Here is an 18,687-nt window from a genome sequence, read left to right as displayed (position 1 = left end):
GTGGATCTGTTCGGCGAGCAGGTCTTGCGGGTGCCGGATGCGACGGCGTTGGTGTTCGAGGGTGAGTCGCTGACCTATGCCGAGTTCGATGCGCGTGTCAATCGTCTTGCGCGCAGGTTGATTTCGGAGGGTGTGGGTCCGGAGTCGACGGTGGCGTTGGCGATGCGTCGCTCGGTCGAGTTGCTGGTCGGTATGTATGCGGTGGTCACGGCCGGTGGCGTGTACGTTCCGGTGGATCCGGATCAGCCGGACGAGCGCAATGCGTACATCCTCGACACGGCTGCTCCGGTGGTGATCCTGTCCACCGAACGCGACGGGTTCACGGCACCGGGGGAGAAGTCTGTCCCCACCCTGCTGCTCGACAGCCTGGATCTTTCGGACGTCTCGGCCGCCTCTATCGCCGACGGCGAGCGGATTGCGCCGTTGCGTGCGTCGAATACGGCGTATGTGATCTTCACGTCGGGTTCGACGGGCCGGCCGAAGGGTGTGGCGGTGCCGCACGCGGCGATCGTCAACCAGTTGCTGTGGAAGCGTGAGCATTTCGGTCTCGGCGTCGATGATGCGGTGTTGTTGAAGACGGTGGCGACGTTCGACCTGTCGGTGTGGGAGTTCTGGTCGGCTCTCGTGTCCGGTGGGCGTGTGGTCGTCGCGTCGGCGGACGGTCATCGTGATCCGGCCTATCTGAACCGGTTGCTGACCGAGCAGGCGGTGACGACGCTGCACGTGGTGCCGTCGATGCTCGAGGCTCTGATGGTCGACGCCGACGGAGTGCTGGCCTCCTCGCTGCGCCACATCCTCGCCATCGGCGAAGCGCTGCCGCCGGCGACCGCCCAGCGGTTCCTGACCCACAACCGGGCGCGGCTCGTGAACCTGTACGGCCCGACCGAGGCCGCGGTGTCCGTCACCGCCGGTGATGTCACCGACATCTCGGGTGCGTCGGTGCCGATCGGTGTGCCCGAGTGGAACACCCGTGTCTACGTGCTCGACGAGCGCCTGCATCCGGTTCCGGCCGGTGTCGCCGGTGAGCTCTACCTCGCCGGTGCGCAGCTCGCGCGTGGTTATTTCGGGCGCCCGGATCTGAGCGCGGAGCGGTTCGTCGCCTCGCCGTTCGGTGACGGGGAGCGTCTGTATCGCACGGGTGATCTGGTGCGGTGGACCCGTGACGGTCAGTTGGATTACCTGTCGCGCACCGACTTCCAGGTGAAGGTGCGTGGTTTCCGTATCGAGCTCGGTGAGATCGAATCCGCTCTGCGCGCGATGGATGCGCTGCGTGATGTCGCGGTGATCGCCCGTGAGGACGAGCGGGTCGGCACCCAGCTGGTCGCCTACGTCGTGCCCGCGGACGGTGCGCAGGCGGACATCGAGTCGATCAGGTCCGCGCTCGGCGCCCGGGTGCCGTCGTACATGGTCCCGTCGGCGTTCGTGACGCTCGATGCGCTGCCGCTGAACGTCAACGGCAAGCTCGACCGCAGGGCGCTGCCCGAGCCGGTCTTCGAGACCCGCGAATTCCGCGCCCCGAGCACCCCGATCGAGGAAATCGTCGCCGGCGTGTTCGCCGACGTCCTCGGCCTCACTCACGTGGGTGTGGACGACGACTTCTTCGAACTCGGCGGCAACTCGCTGCTCGCCACCCAGGTCGTCTCGCGCATCGGCGCGGCACTCGACACCCGCGTCCCCGTGCGCGTGCTGTTCGAGGCCCCCAGTGTCGCGGCGCTCGCCGTCGCGGCCGAGCAGCACACCGGTGCGGCGGCGCGTCCGCCGCTGGTGCCGCAACCGCGGCCCGAGCGTGTGCCGCTGTCGCTCGCGCAGCAGCGCATGTGGTTCCTCAACCGCTTCGACACCGAGTCGTCGGTCAACAACATCCCGATCGCGGTCCGGTTGACCGGGGCACTCGACCTCGGTGCGCTGCAAGCAGCGGTCCAGGACCTGCTCGCCCGGCACGAGGTGCTCCGCACCATCTATCCCGAGATCGACGGACAGCCCTACCAGCTGATCCTCCCGGTCGCGGAAGCCGCGCCCGACATCGACGTCGAATCGGCCACCGAGGACGACCTGCTGCAGAAGGTGACGGCGGTCGTCTCCCGCGGGTTCGACGTCACCACCGAGATCCCGCTGCGCGCACGACTGTTCGAGCTCTCCGAGCGCGATCACGTGCTGGTCTTCGTCGTCCACCACATCAGCGCCGACGGCTGGTCCATCTCGCCGCTGACCCGCGACGTCATGACGGCCTACATGTCCCGCGCCGAGGGCGAGGCTCCCGGCTGGGCACCGCTGCCCGTGCAGTACGCCGACTTCGCGATCTGGCAGCGCGACGTGCTCGGTGACGAGGACGATGCCGCGAGCCTGCTCGCGGCGCAGGCCGACTTCTGGAAGCGCACCCTCGCCGGGCTCCCGGACGAGCTGAACCTGCCGATGGACCGGCCGCGTCCCGCGGTGCAGTCCTTCGCCGGCGGCACGGTCGACTTCCTCCTCGACGCCGACACGCACCGCGGTCTCGCGGCGCTCGCGCGGCGAACCGGCACGACCATGTTCATGGTGGTGCACACCGCGCTCGCGGTCTTCCTCGCACGGATGGCCGACACCGACGACGTCGCGATCGGCACCCCCATCGCAGGTCGCGGTGAGGCCGAGGTCGACGACCTGATCGGCATGTTCGTCAACACCCTCGTGCTGCGCAGCCGGGTGGACACGGGTGAGGGTTTCTCCGACCTGCTCGCACGAGTGCGCGAGGCCGACCTCGAGGCGTTCGCCCATGCCGACATCCCGTTCGAGCGGCTCGTGGAGATCCTCAACCCCGAGCGGTCGACGGCACGCCACCCGCTGTTCCAGGTGGTCCTGTCGTTCGAGAACCTGCCCGAGACCGCTCTGGAACTGCCCGAGCTCACCGTCTCCGGCGTCCCGTTCGAGGTCGACACCGCGAAGTTCGACCTGGGTCTGACCCTGCGTGAACACATCGACGGATCCGGCGCACCCGCCGGCCTGTCCGCCGAGTTCTCCTATGCCAGTGCACTCTTCGACGAGAGCACGATCCAGCGTTTCGCCGAGCGGTTCACGCGACTGGTCGGCGGCATCCTCACGGACGACCGTGCACCGGTCGGCGACCTGCCCCTGCTCGCCGACGACGAGTTCGCACAGCTCACGGCGATGCGCGGACACGACGTCATCACCGAACCGAGCACCCTCGCCGAGTTCCTCACGCGCGGGGTCGCGATGGATCCCGACGCCGTCGCGGTGCGGTACGAGGGACGCTCGATCACCTACCGCGAACTCGACGAGACCTCGTCGAAGCTCGCCCGGGTGCTGATCGATCGCGGCATCGGCCCGGAGAACTTCGTGGCCGTGTCGTTCCCGCGCTCGTACGACATGACGGTCACCGTCATGGCCGTGGCCAAGTCCGGTGCGGCGCACGTCCCTGTCGACCCGACCTATCCGGCCGACCGCGTGCGCTACATGCTCGACGACTCCGGTGCCACTCTGGGCATCACGTCGTCCGAGTTCGTCGGTGGACTGCCCGACGACGCGGAATGGCTGCTGCTCGACGACCCGGCGTTCGCCGCGGACGTCGAATCCCGCTCCGCCGCCCCGATCACGGACACCGACCGGGTACGCCCGATCCGGGTCCACCATCCCGCCTACCTGATCTACACCTCGGGGTCGACCGGCAAGCCCAAAGGCGTCGTCGTCACCCACACGGGTCTGGCGGGCCTGAAGGACATGGTCACCGATCTGTACGGGGTGACCTCCGAATCGCGGTTCCTGCAGATCTGCTCGCCGAGCTTCGACCCGTCGGTGCTCGAGTGGATGGCGGCCTTCGCATTCGGCGCGACGCTCGTGATCGTGCCCGCCGGGATCATCGGCGGTCCGGATCTCGCCGAACTACTGAAGACCGAACGCGTGACCCACACGATCATCACGCCGGCGGTGCTCGGCACGATGGACTCCACGGGCATCGACAGCTTCGAGGTGCTCTCCGTCGGTGGCGACGTGACGACGCCGGAACTGCTGGCCGAATGGTCGCAGCGCACCACCTATGTCAACGCCTACGGGCCGACCGAGGCGACCATCGTGTCGACCTTCGGCGAGATGGAATCCGGACGTCCGATCACCATCGGCGAACCCATCGTGGGCATGACCGCTCTCGTGCTCGACTCGCGTCTGCGGCCCGTCGCCGCCGGTATGGCGGGTGAGCTCTACGTGGCCGGCCGGGCACTCGCTCGCGGCTACCACCGCCGCAACGCGCTGACCGCCGAGCGGTTCGTCCCCAACCCCTATGGCGAACCCGGCGACCGCATGTACCGCACCGGCGACGTCGTCCGGTGGCGACCCGTCGAGGACCGGCTCGAGATCGAGTTCGTCGGCCGCAGCGACTTCCAGGTCAAGGTGCGCGGTTTCCGCATCGAACTCGGCGAGATCGACGCGGTCCTCAGCGCGCACGAGTCGGTGAACTGGGCGACGACGGTGGGTCGGTCCACCCCGTCCGGCGCGACCGTCCTCGTGTCCTACGTGCTGCCCGTCCGCGGCCGGACGGTCGACACCGCACAGCTGACGGAGTTCGTGGCGCGGTCGTTGCCGCCGCACATGGTGCCGTCGGCGATCGTGGTGCTCGACGAGGTGCCGCTGACGCCGGTGGGCAAGCTCGATCGTGATGCTCTTCCGGAGCCGGTGATCGAGGAGCGCGAGTACCGGGCTGCGGAGAGTGAGGTCGAGCAGATCATCGCGGAGGTGTTCGCGGAGGTTCTGCATCTGGACAAGGTGAGTGTCGACGAGTCGTTCTTCGCGCTCGGTGGCGACAGCATCGTGTCGATCCAGTTGGTGTCGCGGGCGAAGTCCCGGGGTGTGGTGTTCACGCCGCGTGACGTCTTCGAGCGTCGTTCGGTGGCCGGCCTCGCCGAGGTCGCCACCCGCGCCGACGAGACGCAGGCGGTGCGCCTCGAGGAACTCCCCGGCGGTGGTGTCGGCGACATGCCGCTCACCCCGATCATGCGCGAGGTCCTCGGCTGGCCCGGCGGCTTCGACCGCTTCTCGCAGACCGTCGCCGTGACCCTCCCGGCCGACATCGACCGGGACGTGCTGACCCGCACCATCGGCGCGGTGATCGACCACCACGACGCGCTGCGCTCGATCCTCGAACGCGATGCCGACGGAGAGGTGACCCTGCGGGTCCGCTCCGCGAGCACCGTGGACCCGGATGCCCTGCTGACGCGGGTCGAGGTCGCGGCCGACGTCGACGACGCCGAGCTCACCGAGATCGCCTCCCGCGAACTCGATTCCGCGCTCGGAGCACTCGACCCGTTTGCCGGCTCGGTGCTGCGATTCGTGTGGTTCGACTTCGGCTCGGCCGAACGTCGCGGCGTGCTCCTCGTCGTCGCCCACCACTTGGTGATGGACGGCGTGTCGTGGCGCATCCTGCTGCCCGACCTCGGTCTGGCCTGGGGCCAGATCGTCTCCGGTGAGCAGCCGCGACTCGAGGCCGTCGGGACGTCGCTGCGCCGCTGGGCCCACGGCCTGGTGGATGCCGCGGCACAGCGCCGGTCGGAACTGCCGCTGTGGGAACGGATCCTCGAAGGACCGGACCCGCTGCTCGGCGAACGTCCCTTCGACCCCGCCGTCGACGTCACCTCCACCGTCGAACGCATCGAGATGAATCTCGACGCCGCGCAGACCGATGCACTGCTCACCACGGTGCCGGCCCTGTTCCGCGGCGGTGTCGCCGACGGTCTGGTGGCCGCGCTCGGATTGGCACTCGTGAGCTGGCGCCGCGATCGTGGCGTCGAATCCTCGTCCGCACTCGTGAAGTTCGAGGGCCACGGTCGCGAGGAATCCGTGGTGCCGGGCGCCGACCTGTCCCGGACGGTCGGCTGGTTCACCAGTGCCTACCCGGTGCGGGTCGACCTGACCGGCATCGACGTCGACGACGCCGTCGCCGGTGGTGCCGCGATGGGTGCGGCGGTCAAGGCGGTCAAGGAACAGCTGCTGGCCATCCCGGACAAGGGCATGGGCTTCGGTCTGCTGCGCTACCTCGATCCGGAATCGTCGGCACGACTGGCCGCGATCGCGCGGTCGCCGCAGATCAGCTTCAACTACCTCGGTCGCGTGTCCTCCGCGGACGTGCCGGAGGAACTCGCCGAGATCGGCTGGGCCCCGACCGATGCGCTGGGACGCGTCGACGCCGCCCTCGACGCCGACATGCCCGCGAGCGCGGCGATCGACATCAACGCGATCGTCAACGACGGCGCGGACGGTCCGCAGCTCGGCGCGAACATCGCCTTCCCCGCGGGTCTGCTCGACCGCGAGGACGTCGACGAGTTCGTGCAGCACTGGCGGGCCGCCCTCGCGGCGCTCGTCACGCACGCCGCCGACCCCGCAGCCGGTGGACTCACGCCCTCCGACGTGCCGCTCGTGTCGGTCACCCAGGCCGATCTCGACCGTTGGCACGTGCGCTACCCGTCGCTGGCGGACGTGTGGCCGCTGTCGCCGCTGCAGTCCGGTCTGCTCTTCCATGCGTTGATGACCGGCGAGGACGACGTCGACGTCTACACGATGCAGGCCGTCCTCGATCTCGAGGGAGAGGTGGATCCCGAGCGGCTCCACCGCGCCGCGCAAGCACTGCTCGACCGGCACGCCAACCTGCGGACGGTCTTCGTGACCGACGCCGACGGCGACTCGGTGCAGCTCGTCCTCGACGACGTGCAGGTGCCGTGGCGCACCGTCGACCTGTCCGCCGAGGTCGCCGCGGACGGCGTCACCGCCACGGTGCCGTTCTGGAAGGACGAGGAGGCACGCCGCTTCGTCATGGACACCGGACCGCTCATGCGGTTCGTCCTCGTGCACCTCGGCGACGGCCGCTACCAGCTCGGCGTGACCACCCACCACGTGCTGGTCGACGGCTGGTCGATGCCACTGCTCATGCAGGACCTCATGGCCCTGTACGCGACGAGGGGAGAGGTGTCCCTGCTGCCGCGGGTGCGCTCGTACCGCTCCTTCCTCGAATGGGTCACCGCCCGCGACCGCGAATCCTCGCGTGAGGCGTGGGCGCAGACCTTCGCCGGCTTCGAGGAGCCGACGCTGCTCGGTCCGCAGACCCCGCGCCATCCCGGACTCCAGGGCGACGACCGGGTCAAGGTCGAACTCGACGCCGAGCGACTGGCCGCCGTCAGCGGCGCCGCCGCGCGCCTCGGCGTCACGGTGAACACGCTCGTGCAGGCCGCCTGGGGCGTGCTGCTCGGCCGCCTCACCGGTGCCGAGGACGTCGTCTTCGGCGCCACGGTCTCGGGTCGCCCCGCCGACCTGCCCGGTGTGGAGTCGATGGTCGGCCTGTTCATCAACACGCTGCCCGTGCGGGTCGCCTTCGATCCGGACGAGCCCGTCTCGGCGTTCCTCGAACGCCTGCAGGGCGAGCAGGCCGCACTGCTAGGCCACCACCATCTCGGACTCACCGAGATCCAGCGGGCGACGAGTCCGTCGGTCGCCTTCGACACGCTCACGGTGTTCGAGTCGTACCCGCTCGACGAGGAGGCCCTCGCCGAGCAGTCCGCCTCCATCGACGGCATGGCCGTCACGGGTGTAGGCACCCACGACGCGACCCACTACCCGCTGAGCCTGTTCGTGCACCTGCGGTCCGCGCTCGAGGTCGAATTGCGTTACCAGCGAGCACTGTTCGACCGCGACCAGGTCGAGACGCTCGTCGAGCGTTTCGTCCGCGCACTCGAGGCGATGGCGCAGCAACCGGAGATGCCGGTCGGCGACATCGCGCTGCTCGGTTCCGAGGAACTCGACCGGATCCTCCACGCGTGGAACGACTCCGATCACGACCTCGACGGGACCGCGCTGCTGACCACGCGTTTCGACGCGCAGGTGGCACGCACCCCGGATGCGGTCGCCCTCTCCTACGAGGGCGAGGAACTGACCTACGCCGAGTTCGACGCGCGGGTCAACCGTCTCGCCCGGCACCTGATCGGCCGCGGCGTGGGACCGGAGTCGCTGGTCGGCCTCGCCGTCCGCCGCTCGACGGAACTGCTCGTGGGCATGTACGCGATCGTGCGGGCCGGCGGCGCCTGGGTGCCGATCGACCCGGATCATCCGGCCGACCGCATCCGCCACATCCTCGACACCGCGGACCCGGTGTGCATCGTGACCACGGCGCGCGACGAGTTCGAGATCCCGTCGGGCATCGCCGTCGACGCGGTGGAGATCGACCGTCTCGACCTCGCGGACGTGCCGGCGACACCGATCCGCGACGAGGACCGGCTCTCGCCGCTGCGTCCCGACAACACCGCCTACGCGATCTTCACCTCCGGTTCCACCGGACGGCCGAAGGGCGTGGCCGTGACGCACCGCGCGATCGTCAACCAGACGGAGTGGATGCTGCACGAATTCGAGATGACCTCGGAGGACGTGTACTTCCAGAAGACCGCGACGACCTTCGACGTGTCGCTGTGGGGCTTCTTCATGCCGCTGAGCATGGGCGCGAAACTCGTGATCGCCACCCCCGACGGTCACCGCGACCCGGCCTACCTGTCGGAGGTCATCGCCCGCGAGAAGGTGACCATCACCGACTTCGTGCCGTCGATGCTCACCGTCTTCGCCGCGCACGCCGACGCCGCCTCGTGCAGCACGCTGCGCGACATCTTCGTCATCGGTGAGGCCCTGCCGCCCGAGACGGTCGACGGTGTGCGCCGGATCAGCTCCGCGGACATCGACAACCTCTACGGACCGACCGAGGCCGCGGTCTCGGCCACCTACTGGCAGGCGCCCGCCGAGGGACCGGTCGACGTCGTGCCGATCGGTGTGCCCGAGTGGAACGTCCGCGCATACGTGCTCGACGGTCGTCTGCGGCCGGTGCCGGTGGGTGTCCCGGGTGAGCTCTACCTCGCGGGTGTCCAGCTCGCGCGCGGCTACGTCCGGCGACCCGATCTCACCTCCGACCGGTTCGTCGCCAACCCGTTCGGTGCACCGGGCGACCGGATGTACCGCACCGGCGACCTGGTGACGTGGAACGGCGACGGCGAGCTCGAGTACATCGGCCGCACCGACTTCCAGGTGAAGTTCCGCGGTCAGCGCATCGAGCTCGGCGAGATCGAGACCGCCCTGCTGGCACACGAATCGGTCAATCAGGCCGCGGTCGTCGTGACCCAGACCCAGACCGGTGACCAGCTCGCCGGCTACGTCGTGCCGGTGCCGGGCCACGAGATCGACAGCGGTGCGCTGATCGAGTTCGTCTCCGGCTCCCTGCCGTCGTACATGGTGCCCGCCGCCGTGGTGGTGCTCGACGAGTTCCCGCTCAACACCTCGGGCAAGCTCGACCGCAAGGCGCTGCCCGCGCCGACCTTCGAGGTGCGCGAGTTCCGCGCACCGCGCACGCCGGTCGAGGAGATCGTGGCAGGCACCTTCGCCGACGTGCTCGGCGTCGACCGCGTGGGTCTCGACGACGACTTCTTCGCGCTCGGCGGCAACTCGCTGATCGCCACGCAGCTCGTCGCCCGTCTCGGATCTGCGCTCGACGTCCGGGTCCCCGTGCGGGCCCTGTTCGAGGCCTCGACCGTCGAGGCGCTCGCCGCGCACGCCGAACGGCAGGCCGGTACGACCGGGCGTGCCCCGCTCGTGCCGCAGCCGCGCACCGACCGCATCCCGCTGTCGCTCGCGCAGCAGCGCATGTGGTTCCTCAACCGCTTCGACAACTCGTCGGCCGCCGACAACCTGCCGGTCGCCGTGCGGCTCACCGGTGCGCTCGACGTGGAGGCCCTGCAGGCGGCGGTCCGCGACATGCTCGACCGTCACGAGGTGCTGCGCACGATCTACCCCGAGGACGACGGGCGTCCTTACCAGCTCGTCCTGCCCACGGCAGATGCGGCACCGCAGGTCGTCGCCGAGGACGTCGACCCGGCGGACGTGCCGGATCGGATCCGCGAGATCGTCACCACCGGTTTCGACGTCACCGCGGAGTTGCCGCTGCGGGTGGCGCTGCTGCGGCTGAGCGAGACCGACCACGTGCTGGTCTTCGTCGTCCACCACATCAGTGCCGACGGCTGGTCGATGGCTCCGCTGACCCGGGACGTCATGACCGCCTATCTCTCCCGTGCACACGGGGAGGAACCGGGCTGGACGCCGCTGCCGGTGCAGTACGCCGACTTCGCGGTGTGGCAGCGCCAGGTGCTCGGCTCCGAGGACGATCCCGAGAGCGTGCTGTCCGCCCAGGCGGCGTACTGGCAGGACGCCCTCGCCGGACTTCCGGACGAGCTGAACCTGCCGATGGACCGTCCGCGCCCGCCGGTGCAGTCGTTCGCCGGCGGCACGGTCGGACTCACGATCGACGCGCAGACGCACCGCGCCGTCGCCGAACTCGCACGCCGGACCGGCACGACGATGTTCATGGTGATGCACACCGCGCTCGCGGTGTTCCTCGCCCGCATGGCGGACACCGACGACGTCGCGATCGGTACCCCGATCGCGGGCCGTGGCGAGCACGAACTCGACGACATGATCGGCATGTTCGTCAATACGCTCGTGCTGCGCAGCCGGGTGGACGGCGGGGAGAGCTTCACCGAGCTGCTCGCCCGGGTCCGGGAGACCGACCTCGAGGCGTTCGCCCACGCGGACATCCCGTTCGAGCGGCTCGTGGAGATCCTCGCGCCGGAGCGGTCGACCGCCCGCCACCCGCTGTTCCAGGTGGCGCTGTCGTTCGAGAACCTGCCGTCGGCCGGTCTCGAACTCCCGGGCCTGACGGTCTCGGGGGTCCCCTTCGACGTCGACACCGCGAAGTTCGACCTGTCCCTGACGCTGCGCGAGCAGTACGACGAGACGGGCGAGCCCGCCGGTATCGGAGCCGAGTTCTCCTACGCGACGGCTCTGTTCGATCGGCGGACCGTCGAGGAGTTCGCGCGCAGGTTCTCGATGTTGCTCACCGGTGCGTTGGACGATCCGCAGGCGCCCGTCGGCGACCTGGCGATCCTCGACGCGGACGAATTCGACCGGCTCACCCACGTCCACGGCGACCGTGTCAGTGCCGGGGGAAGCCTCACCGACATCCTCACGACCGGTGTCGCGATGGACCCCGATGCCGTGGCGGTGCGCTACGAGGGTCGCTCGATCACCTACCGGGAACTCGACGAGACCTCGTCGCGACTGGCACGCCTGCTCATCGAGCGTGGTGTCGGACCGGAGAACATCGTCGCGGTCGCGTACCCGCGGTCGTACGAGATGGTGCTGAGCGTGTGGGCGATCGCGAAGACCGGCGCCGCACACCTGCCGGTCGACCCGACCTATCCGGCCGACCGCGTGCGTTACATGCTGTCCGATTCCGGTGCGGCACTGGGCATCACAGGCGGTGCGCACATCGACGGCCTGCCGGACGAGGCCGACTGGCTCGTGCTCGACTCGGCGGAGACCGCCGCCGCACTCGAGGCACGGTCGGCCGATCCGATCACCGACGCCGAGCGACTGCGCCCGATCCGGCTCGACCAGCCGGCCTACGTGATCTACACGTCGGGTTCGACCGGTCGACCGAAGGGTGTCGTCGTCACGCACACCGGACTCGGGGGAGTGGTCGACACCGCGGTGGATCTCTACCACCTGCGGGCCGGCCATCGCTTCCTGCACATCTGCTCGCCGAGCTTCGACCCGTCGGTGCTCGAGTGGATGGCGGCGTTCTCCAGCGGCGCCACGCTGGTGATCGTGCCCGCCGGGATCATCGGGGGCCCGGATCTCGCCGAGCTGCTGAAGACCGAGCGCGTGACCCACACGATCATCACGCCCGCGGTGCTGGGCACGATGGATCCGACCGGAATCGACAGCCTCGAGGTGGTCTCCGTCGGCGGCGACGTCACCACGCCCGAACTGCTTGCGCGGTGGGCGCCGGGACGGAAGTACTTCAACGGCTACGGCCCGACCGAGACGACGATCATCTCGTCCTTCGGCAAGCTGCAGCCGGGACGGCCGATCACCATCGGCAATCCCACGCACGGGGTCTCCGCGCTCGTCCTCGACGCCCGGCTCCAGCCGGTGCCCGAGGGTGTCGCCGGTGAGCTGTACATGGCCGGTGGTGCACTCGCACGCGGCTACCACGGTCGCAGCGGCCTGACCTCGGAACGATTCGTCGCCAACCCGTACAGCGCCGACGGATCCCGCATGTACCGCACCGGCGACGTGGTGCGCTGGCGCTCGATCGACGGCGGCCCCGTCGAACTCGAATTCGTCGGCCGCAGCGACTTCCAGGTCAAGGTGCGCGGTTTCCGCATCGAACTCGGCGAGATCGACGCGGCGCTGACCGAACACGAGACGGTGGACTTCGCGGCGACCCTGGGTCGCACGACCGGCTCGGGTGCCACGGTGCTGGTGTCGTACGTGCTGCCGACCCGCGGCCGGACGGTCGACACCGCACAGCTGACGGAGTTCGTGTCGCGGTCGTTGCCGCCGCACATGGTGCCGTCGGCGATCGTGGTGCTCGACGAGGTGCCGTTGACGCCGGTGGGCAAGCTCGACCGCGATGCTCTGCCGGAGCCGGTGATCGAGGAACGCGAGTACCGCGCTGCCGAGAGTGAGGTCGAGCAGATCATCGCGGAGGTGTTCGCGGAGGTTCTGCATCTGGACAAGGTGAGTGTCGACGAGTCGTTCTTCGCGCTCGGTGGCGACAGCATCGTGTCGATCCAGTTGGTGTCGCGGGCGAAGGCGCGTGGTGTGGTGTTCACGCCGCGCGACGTCTTCGAGCGTCGTTCGGTGGCGGGCCTCGCGGAGGTCGCCACGCGGGCGGAGAGTTCCGGTCCCATCCGCCTGACCGAGCTGCCCGGTGGCGGTGTCGGCGAGGTGCCGCTCACGCCGATCATGCGCGACGTGCTCGGCTGGCCCGGCGGCTTCGACCGGTTCTCGCAGCTCGTGTCCGTCACGCTGCCGCAGGGCATCGACCGGGACGTGCTGACCCGCACCATCGGCGCCGTGATCGACCACCACGACGCGCTGCGCTCGATCCTCGAACGCGGTGCCGACGGCACGCATGTCCTGCGGGTCCGCGCGGCCGGCACGGTCGAACCCGGAGCGATCCTCGACCGCGTCGAACTGTCCCCGGACGTCGACGACGCCGAGCTGACGGAGATCGCCAACCGCGAGATCGACGCGGCCCTCGGCCGTCTCGATCCGTCGAGCGGTTCCGTGATCCGCTTCCTGTGGTTCGACCTCGGCGACACCCGCCCGGGCATCCTCACGGTCGTTGCCCACCACCTCGTGGTGGACGGTGTGTCGTGGCGCATCCTGCTGCCGGACCTCGGGCTGGCCTGGGGCCAGATCGTTTCCGGTCAGGAGCCGCAGATCGAGGCGGTCGGGACGTCGCTGCGCCGCTGGGCTCACGGCCTCGTCGAAGCGGCTCCGTCGCGACGGAGCGAACTGCCGCTGTGGGAACGGATCCTCGAGGGACCGGATCCGGACCTGGGCGCCCGCCCGTTCGATCCCGCCGTCGACACGATGGCGACGGTGCAGCGACTGGAGATCTCCGTCCCGGCGGCCGACACCGATGCGTTGCTGACGTCGGTGCCGTCCCTGTTCCGCGGCGGTGTCGCCGACGGTCTGGTGGCCGCGCTCGGACTGGCGATGGTGCGCTGGCGCCGCGACCGCGGCGTCGAATCCTCGTCCGCCCTCGTGAAGTTCGAGGGTCACGGTCGTGAGGAGGCCGTGGTGCCGGGTGCCGACCTGTCGCGGACGGTCGGCTGGTTCACCAGCGCCTACCCGGTGCGGGTCGACCTCGCCGGTGTGGACGTGGACGACGCCTTCGCCGGCGGTGCCGCGATGGGTTCGGCGGTCAAGGCCGTCAAGGAGCAGCTGCTCGGGATCCCGGACAAGGGCATGGGCTTCGGTCTACTGCGTTACCTCGATCCGGAATCGTCGGCGCGCCTGGCCGAGATCGCACGCTCGCCGCAGGTCAGCTTCAACTACCTCGGCCGGGTCTCCTCGGCGGACGTGCCGGAGGGGCTCGCCGAGATCGGCTGGGCGCCCACCGACGCGCTGGGCAAGCTCGACGTGACCCAGGACGCCGACATGCCCGCCAACGCGAGCGTGGACATCAACGCCGTGGTCTCCGACGGTGCGGACGGCCCACAGCTCGGGGCGAACATCGCCTTCCCGGCGGGTCTGCTGGACCGCGACGACGTCGACGAACTCGCGCAGCACTGGCTCGAGGCGTTGAGCGCACTCGCGCGGCACGCCGCGTCGCCGGCCGCAGGTGGCCTGACCCCGTCCGATCTGCCGCTGGTCGACATCGACCAGAAGGAGATCGAGACGTGGGAGCAGCGCTACCCGTCGCTGGCGGACGTGTGGCCGCTGTCGCCGCTGCAGACCGGTCTGCTCTTCCACGCATCGATGACGATCGACGAGCGCGTCGACGTCTACACGATGCAGGCGGTCCTCGACCTCGAAGGCGCGGTGGATCCCGACCGTCTGCGGGACGCGGGACAGGCACTGCTCGACCGGTACCCGAACCTCCGCACGGCATTCGTCACCGACGACGAGGGGCAGTCGCTGCAGCTCGTGCTCGACGAGGTCGAACTGCCGTGGCGGACGGTCGATCTCACCGATCGCGCGGACGACGTCCGAGAGGCCGAACTCGCGGACGTGCTCGCCGACGAGCAGGCCCGGCGTTTCGATATGGAGACGGCACCGCTCATGCGGTTCCTGCTCGTGAGGTCCGGGGCGGATCGCTACCACCTGGCGGTGACGAGCCACCACATCCTCCTCGACGGCTGGTCGATGCCGCTGCTCATGCAGGACCTCATGGCCCTGTACGTGCTGCGCGGAGACCGCACGGTGCTGCCGCGCGTGCGTTCCTACCGGAATTTCCTCGCTTGGCTCGCCGAGCAGGACCACGCCGCCTCGCTCGACGCGTGGGCACAGACCCTCCAGGGGCTCTCCGAGCCGACGGTGATCGCGCCGGTCCAGCGCGATCCCGACAACGAGACGATCTCGAAGGTCTCCGTCCTGGTCGACACCGATCACACCGCCCGGCTGACGATGCTGGCCACGGAGCTCGGCGTCACGGTGAACACGCTCGTGCAGGCCGCCTGGGGTGTGCTGCTCGGCCGCATCACCGGCAACCCGGACATCGTGTTCGGTGCCACGGTCTCGGGTCGCCCCGCCGACCTGCCCGGCGTCGAGTCGATGGTCGGTCTGTTCATCAACACCCTGCCGGTGCGCGTGCGAGTCGATCCACACGAGTCGGTGGCGCAGCTGCTGCAGCGCCTGCAGTCCGAACAGGCCGGTCTGCTCGACCACCACTACGTCGGGCTGTCCGAGATCGAACAGCGGATCGGGAACCCGATCGGCTTCGACTCGCTGCTGGTGTTCGAGTCGTACCCGATCGACCGCGAGGCACTGTCCGACGCCGCGGGGTCGATCGACGGCATGACGATCACCGGGGTCGGGGTCAAGGACGCCACGCACTACCCGATCACTCTCATGACGGTCGCCGACACGCAGATCGACCTGACCTTCAAGTACCTGGAGCGGTTCTTCGCCGAGTCGGAGGTCAGGAACATCTCGGAGCGGCTGGTGCGCGTGCTCGACGCGTTCGCCGCCGATCCGGAGTCGGCGGTCGGCGACATCGACCTCGTCGATGCGGAGGAACTCGCCCGCATCGTCGCCGAGTCCGGACCGTCCAGCGCGGCGGTGGACACCGGCGCGCGGACGCTGGCCACGGTCTTCGCCGAGGTGGTCGAGGAGGATCCGGCGGCGCCGGCGCTCTCGCTCCCGGCCGATCCGGAGATCGGCGGTGAGGGGACGGAGATCGCCTACCGGGAACTCGACGCACGGTCGTCCCGCCTGGCTCGGCTGCTCATCGGCCGCGGCCTCGGCACCGGCGATGTGGTCGCGGTCGCGATCCCACGCTCGGTGGAGTCCGTGGTCGCCCAGTGGGCGGTGGTCAAGACCGGTGCCGCGATCGCGCCGGTCGATCCCACCCGCGTCGACGGGCAGCTGCCCGCCGGAGCCGCTCTGGGACTGACGGTCGCCGGTACCGCGGCGAACGGTGCGGACAGCTGGTTGGTCGTCGACGAGCCCGGTGTGCGGGACGAGCTGGCTGCCCAGCCGGCGGATCCGGTGACCTACGCCGACCGGTTGCGTCCGGTCGGCTCGGCGGACCCGGCGCTCGTGCTGCCCTCGCGGACGTTCACGAACGCCGAACTGGTCGAGAGGATCGGCGCGCTGCGGGATCGGTACGAGCTGACCTACGAGTCGCGCAGCCTCGCGGTGGGCGGTGTCGAGATCGAGGCGGTGGCGCTCGAACCGCTGGTCGTCACGGCCACCGGTGCCGTCGTGGTGGTCGTGCCCGAGGACGCGTCGTCGGGTACGGCACTGGACAGCGTGCTCTACAACGAGTGGGTCACCCACGTGCACCTGCCCGAGGCGTCGCTGAGCACGCTCGAACCCGGGTCGCTCGAGGACCTCGCGGCCGTCGTCGTGGTGGACGACGCCCCCGACGGATTACTGGAGGAGTGGGGCGCGGCACACCGCCTGTACCGGCTCGCTGACCTGGACTGACGACGTGGTGGGACCGCTTCGGATGGTCCCGCCACCTCGGCGGACGCGTCCCCGCGGGATGCGCCGGTAACGTCGGGAGCGGTCGGAGAGATGAACCCCATGGGGTTACTGCCGAGTAAGTTCGCCCGTCTCCGGCGGGTGACTATGCTTGCTCGGTTCGCAGACGCGACCATTGGGATCGAAAGCGAAGGGTATGGGCTTTTTCATGCGTTCACGACACGACGGCAGCTCGAACGGGGCCTCTCCGGTGAACGCATCCTCTTCGTCCGATTTCCCTTCTGAGACGCAGCCCCGCGAGACGCAGGACGGTGCCCGCAGCCGGGCACCGCGTCCCGAACGCGCGCCCCGGCCCGAGCGCGCACCCCGCCCCGAACGTGGCGCACGCCCCGAGCGCGCTGCGCGCCCGGCGCGCGGCGAGCGTGCCCGTGGTCGTCGTGGTGTGTTGTTGCCGCAGTTGTTGGTGTCGGCGGTGGAGTCGGCGGGTGATTCGGTGGCGGTGGTGGAGGGTTCTCGGTCGTTGTCGTATCGGGAGCTCGATGCGGTGTCGTCGCGGTGGGCGCGGTGGTTGATCGGTCGTGGGGTGGGGCCGGGGGATGCGGTGGTGGTGGCGGTGCCGCGGTCGCTCGAGTCGGTGGTGGTGTTGTGGGCGGTGGCGAAGTCGGGGGCGACTTTCGTGCCGGTGGATCCGGGTTATCCGGCCGAGCGGGTGCAGTTCATGGTGGCCGATTCGGGTGCGGTGTTGGCGTTGACGGTGGCGTCGGTGGCGCAGGTGGTGGCTGAGGCGGCGGGGTCGGTGCCGGTGGTGGCGGTCGACGAGGTGTCGGTGGCTGCGCAGGTGGGGCAGTTGTCGTCGCGTCCGGTGTCGTATGCGGATCGGGTGCGTTCGCTCGAGCTGTCGGATGCGGCGTGGATGATCTATACCTCGGGGTCGACGGGGCGGCCGAAGGGTGTGGTGGTCTCGCATGCCGGTGTCGGTGGGGTGGTGTCGGCCGAGCGTGAGCATTTCGGGGTCGATGCTTCGTCGCGGGTGTTGCATGTGTGTTCGCCGAGTTTCGATGTGTCGTTGCTCGAGTTGGGGGTGGGGTTCTCGGCGGGGGCGACGGTGGTGGTGGCGCCGGCGGGGGTCGGTGGTGGTCCGGATCTGGCGGATGTGATTGCCTCGCAGTCGGTGTCGCATGTGTTCATGACGCCGGGTGCGTTGGGGTCGATGGATCCTGCGGGCTTGGACGATCTGCGTGTGGTGGTGGTGGCGGGGGAGTCGTTCACTCCGGATCTGGTGCGGCGGTGGTCGGTGCCGGGTCGGCGGCGGTTCTTCAATGCCTATGGTCCGACGGAGACGACGATTCTGGCGACCTCGTCGGCGGAGTTGGTGTCCGATGCGCCGGTGGTGATCGGGTCGGCGATCGCGGGGGTGGGGGCGTTCGTGCTCGATGAGCGGTTGCGTCCGGTGCCCGAGGGTGTGGTCGGTGAGTTGTATGTGGCCGGGGCGCAGGTGGCGCGGGGTTATCACGGTCGGTTCGGGTTGACCGCGGCGCGGTTCGTGGCCGATCCGTTCACTCCGGGGGCTCGGATGTATCGGACGGGGGATCTGGTGCGTCGCGGCGGCGATGGGGTGTTCGAGTATGTCGGGCGTAGTGATTTCCAGGTCAAGATCCGGGGGTTCCGGATCGAGCTGGGGGAGATCGATGCGGTGTTGTCGTCGGTGCCGGGGGTCGGTTTCGCGGTGACGGTGGGGGCGGCGTTGGCGTCGGGGGAGTCGGCGTTGGTGTCGTATGTGGTGCCCGAGGCGGGGGTGGTGCTCGATCCGGCGCAGGTGCGGGCGTCGGTGGGGGAGGTGTTGCCCGGTTATATGGTGCCGTCGTCGGTGACGGTGCTCGACGAGGTGCCGCTGACACCGGTGGGGAAGGTCGATCGGGCGGCGTTGCCGGCGCCGGTGTTCGAGGTGGCCGAGTATCGGGCTCCGCGGACGCCGGTGGAGGTGGCCGTGGCCGCGGAGGTCGCGCAGGTTCTGGGGGTCGAGCGGGTCGGGTTGGATGATTCGTTCGTCGATCTCGGTGGTAATTCGTTGGCGGCGACGCGGTTGGTGGCGCGGTTGTCGGCGCGGTTGGGGTATCGGGTGGCGGTGCCGGTGGTGTTCGAGGCGTCGTCGGTGCAGGAGTTGGCGGCCCGTCTCGA

Annotated in this window: 2 protein-coding genes; both read left to right on the top strand. The window is 69.6% G+C overall.

The genetic code is table 11. The annotated features are described in order from the left end of the window. The gene (locus ACNJ7K_RS12295; RefSeq protein WP_487041752.1) at positions 1-16,512 is read left to right on the top strand and encodes a non-ribosomal peptide synthetase; all 16,512 of its coding nucleotides are present in this window, start codon (positions 1-3) and stop codon (positions 16,510-16,512) included. A 193-nt stretch (positions 16,513-16,705) separates the two neighbouring features. Continuing rightward, positions 16,706-18,687: non-ribosomal peptide synthetase (locus tag ACNJ7K_RS12290; protein WP_487041751.1), on the top strand; the 1,982-nt coding region annotated here is incomplete at its 3' end.

It is taken from the genome of Rhodococcus shunpengi, assembly GCF_048381395.1.
Taxonomy (GTDB): Bacteria; Actinomycetota; Actinomycetes; order Mycobacteriales; family Mycobacteriaceae; genus Rhodococcus.
The sequence above is the reverse complement of the archived record's forward strand: the minus strand, read 5'-3'. Positions and strand labels throughout refer to the sequence as shown.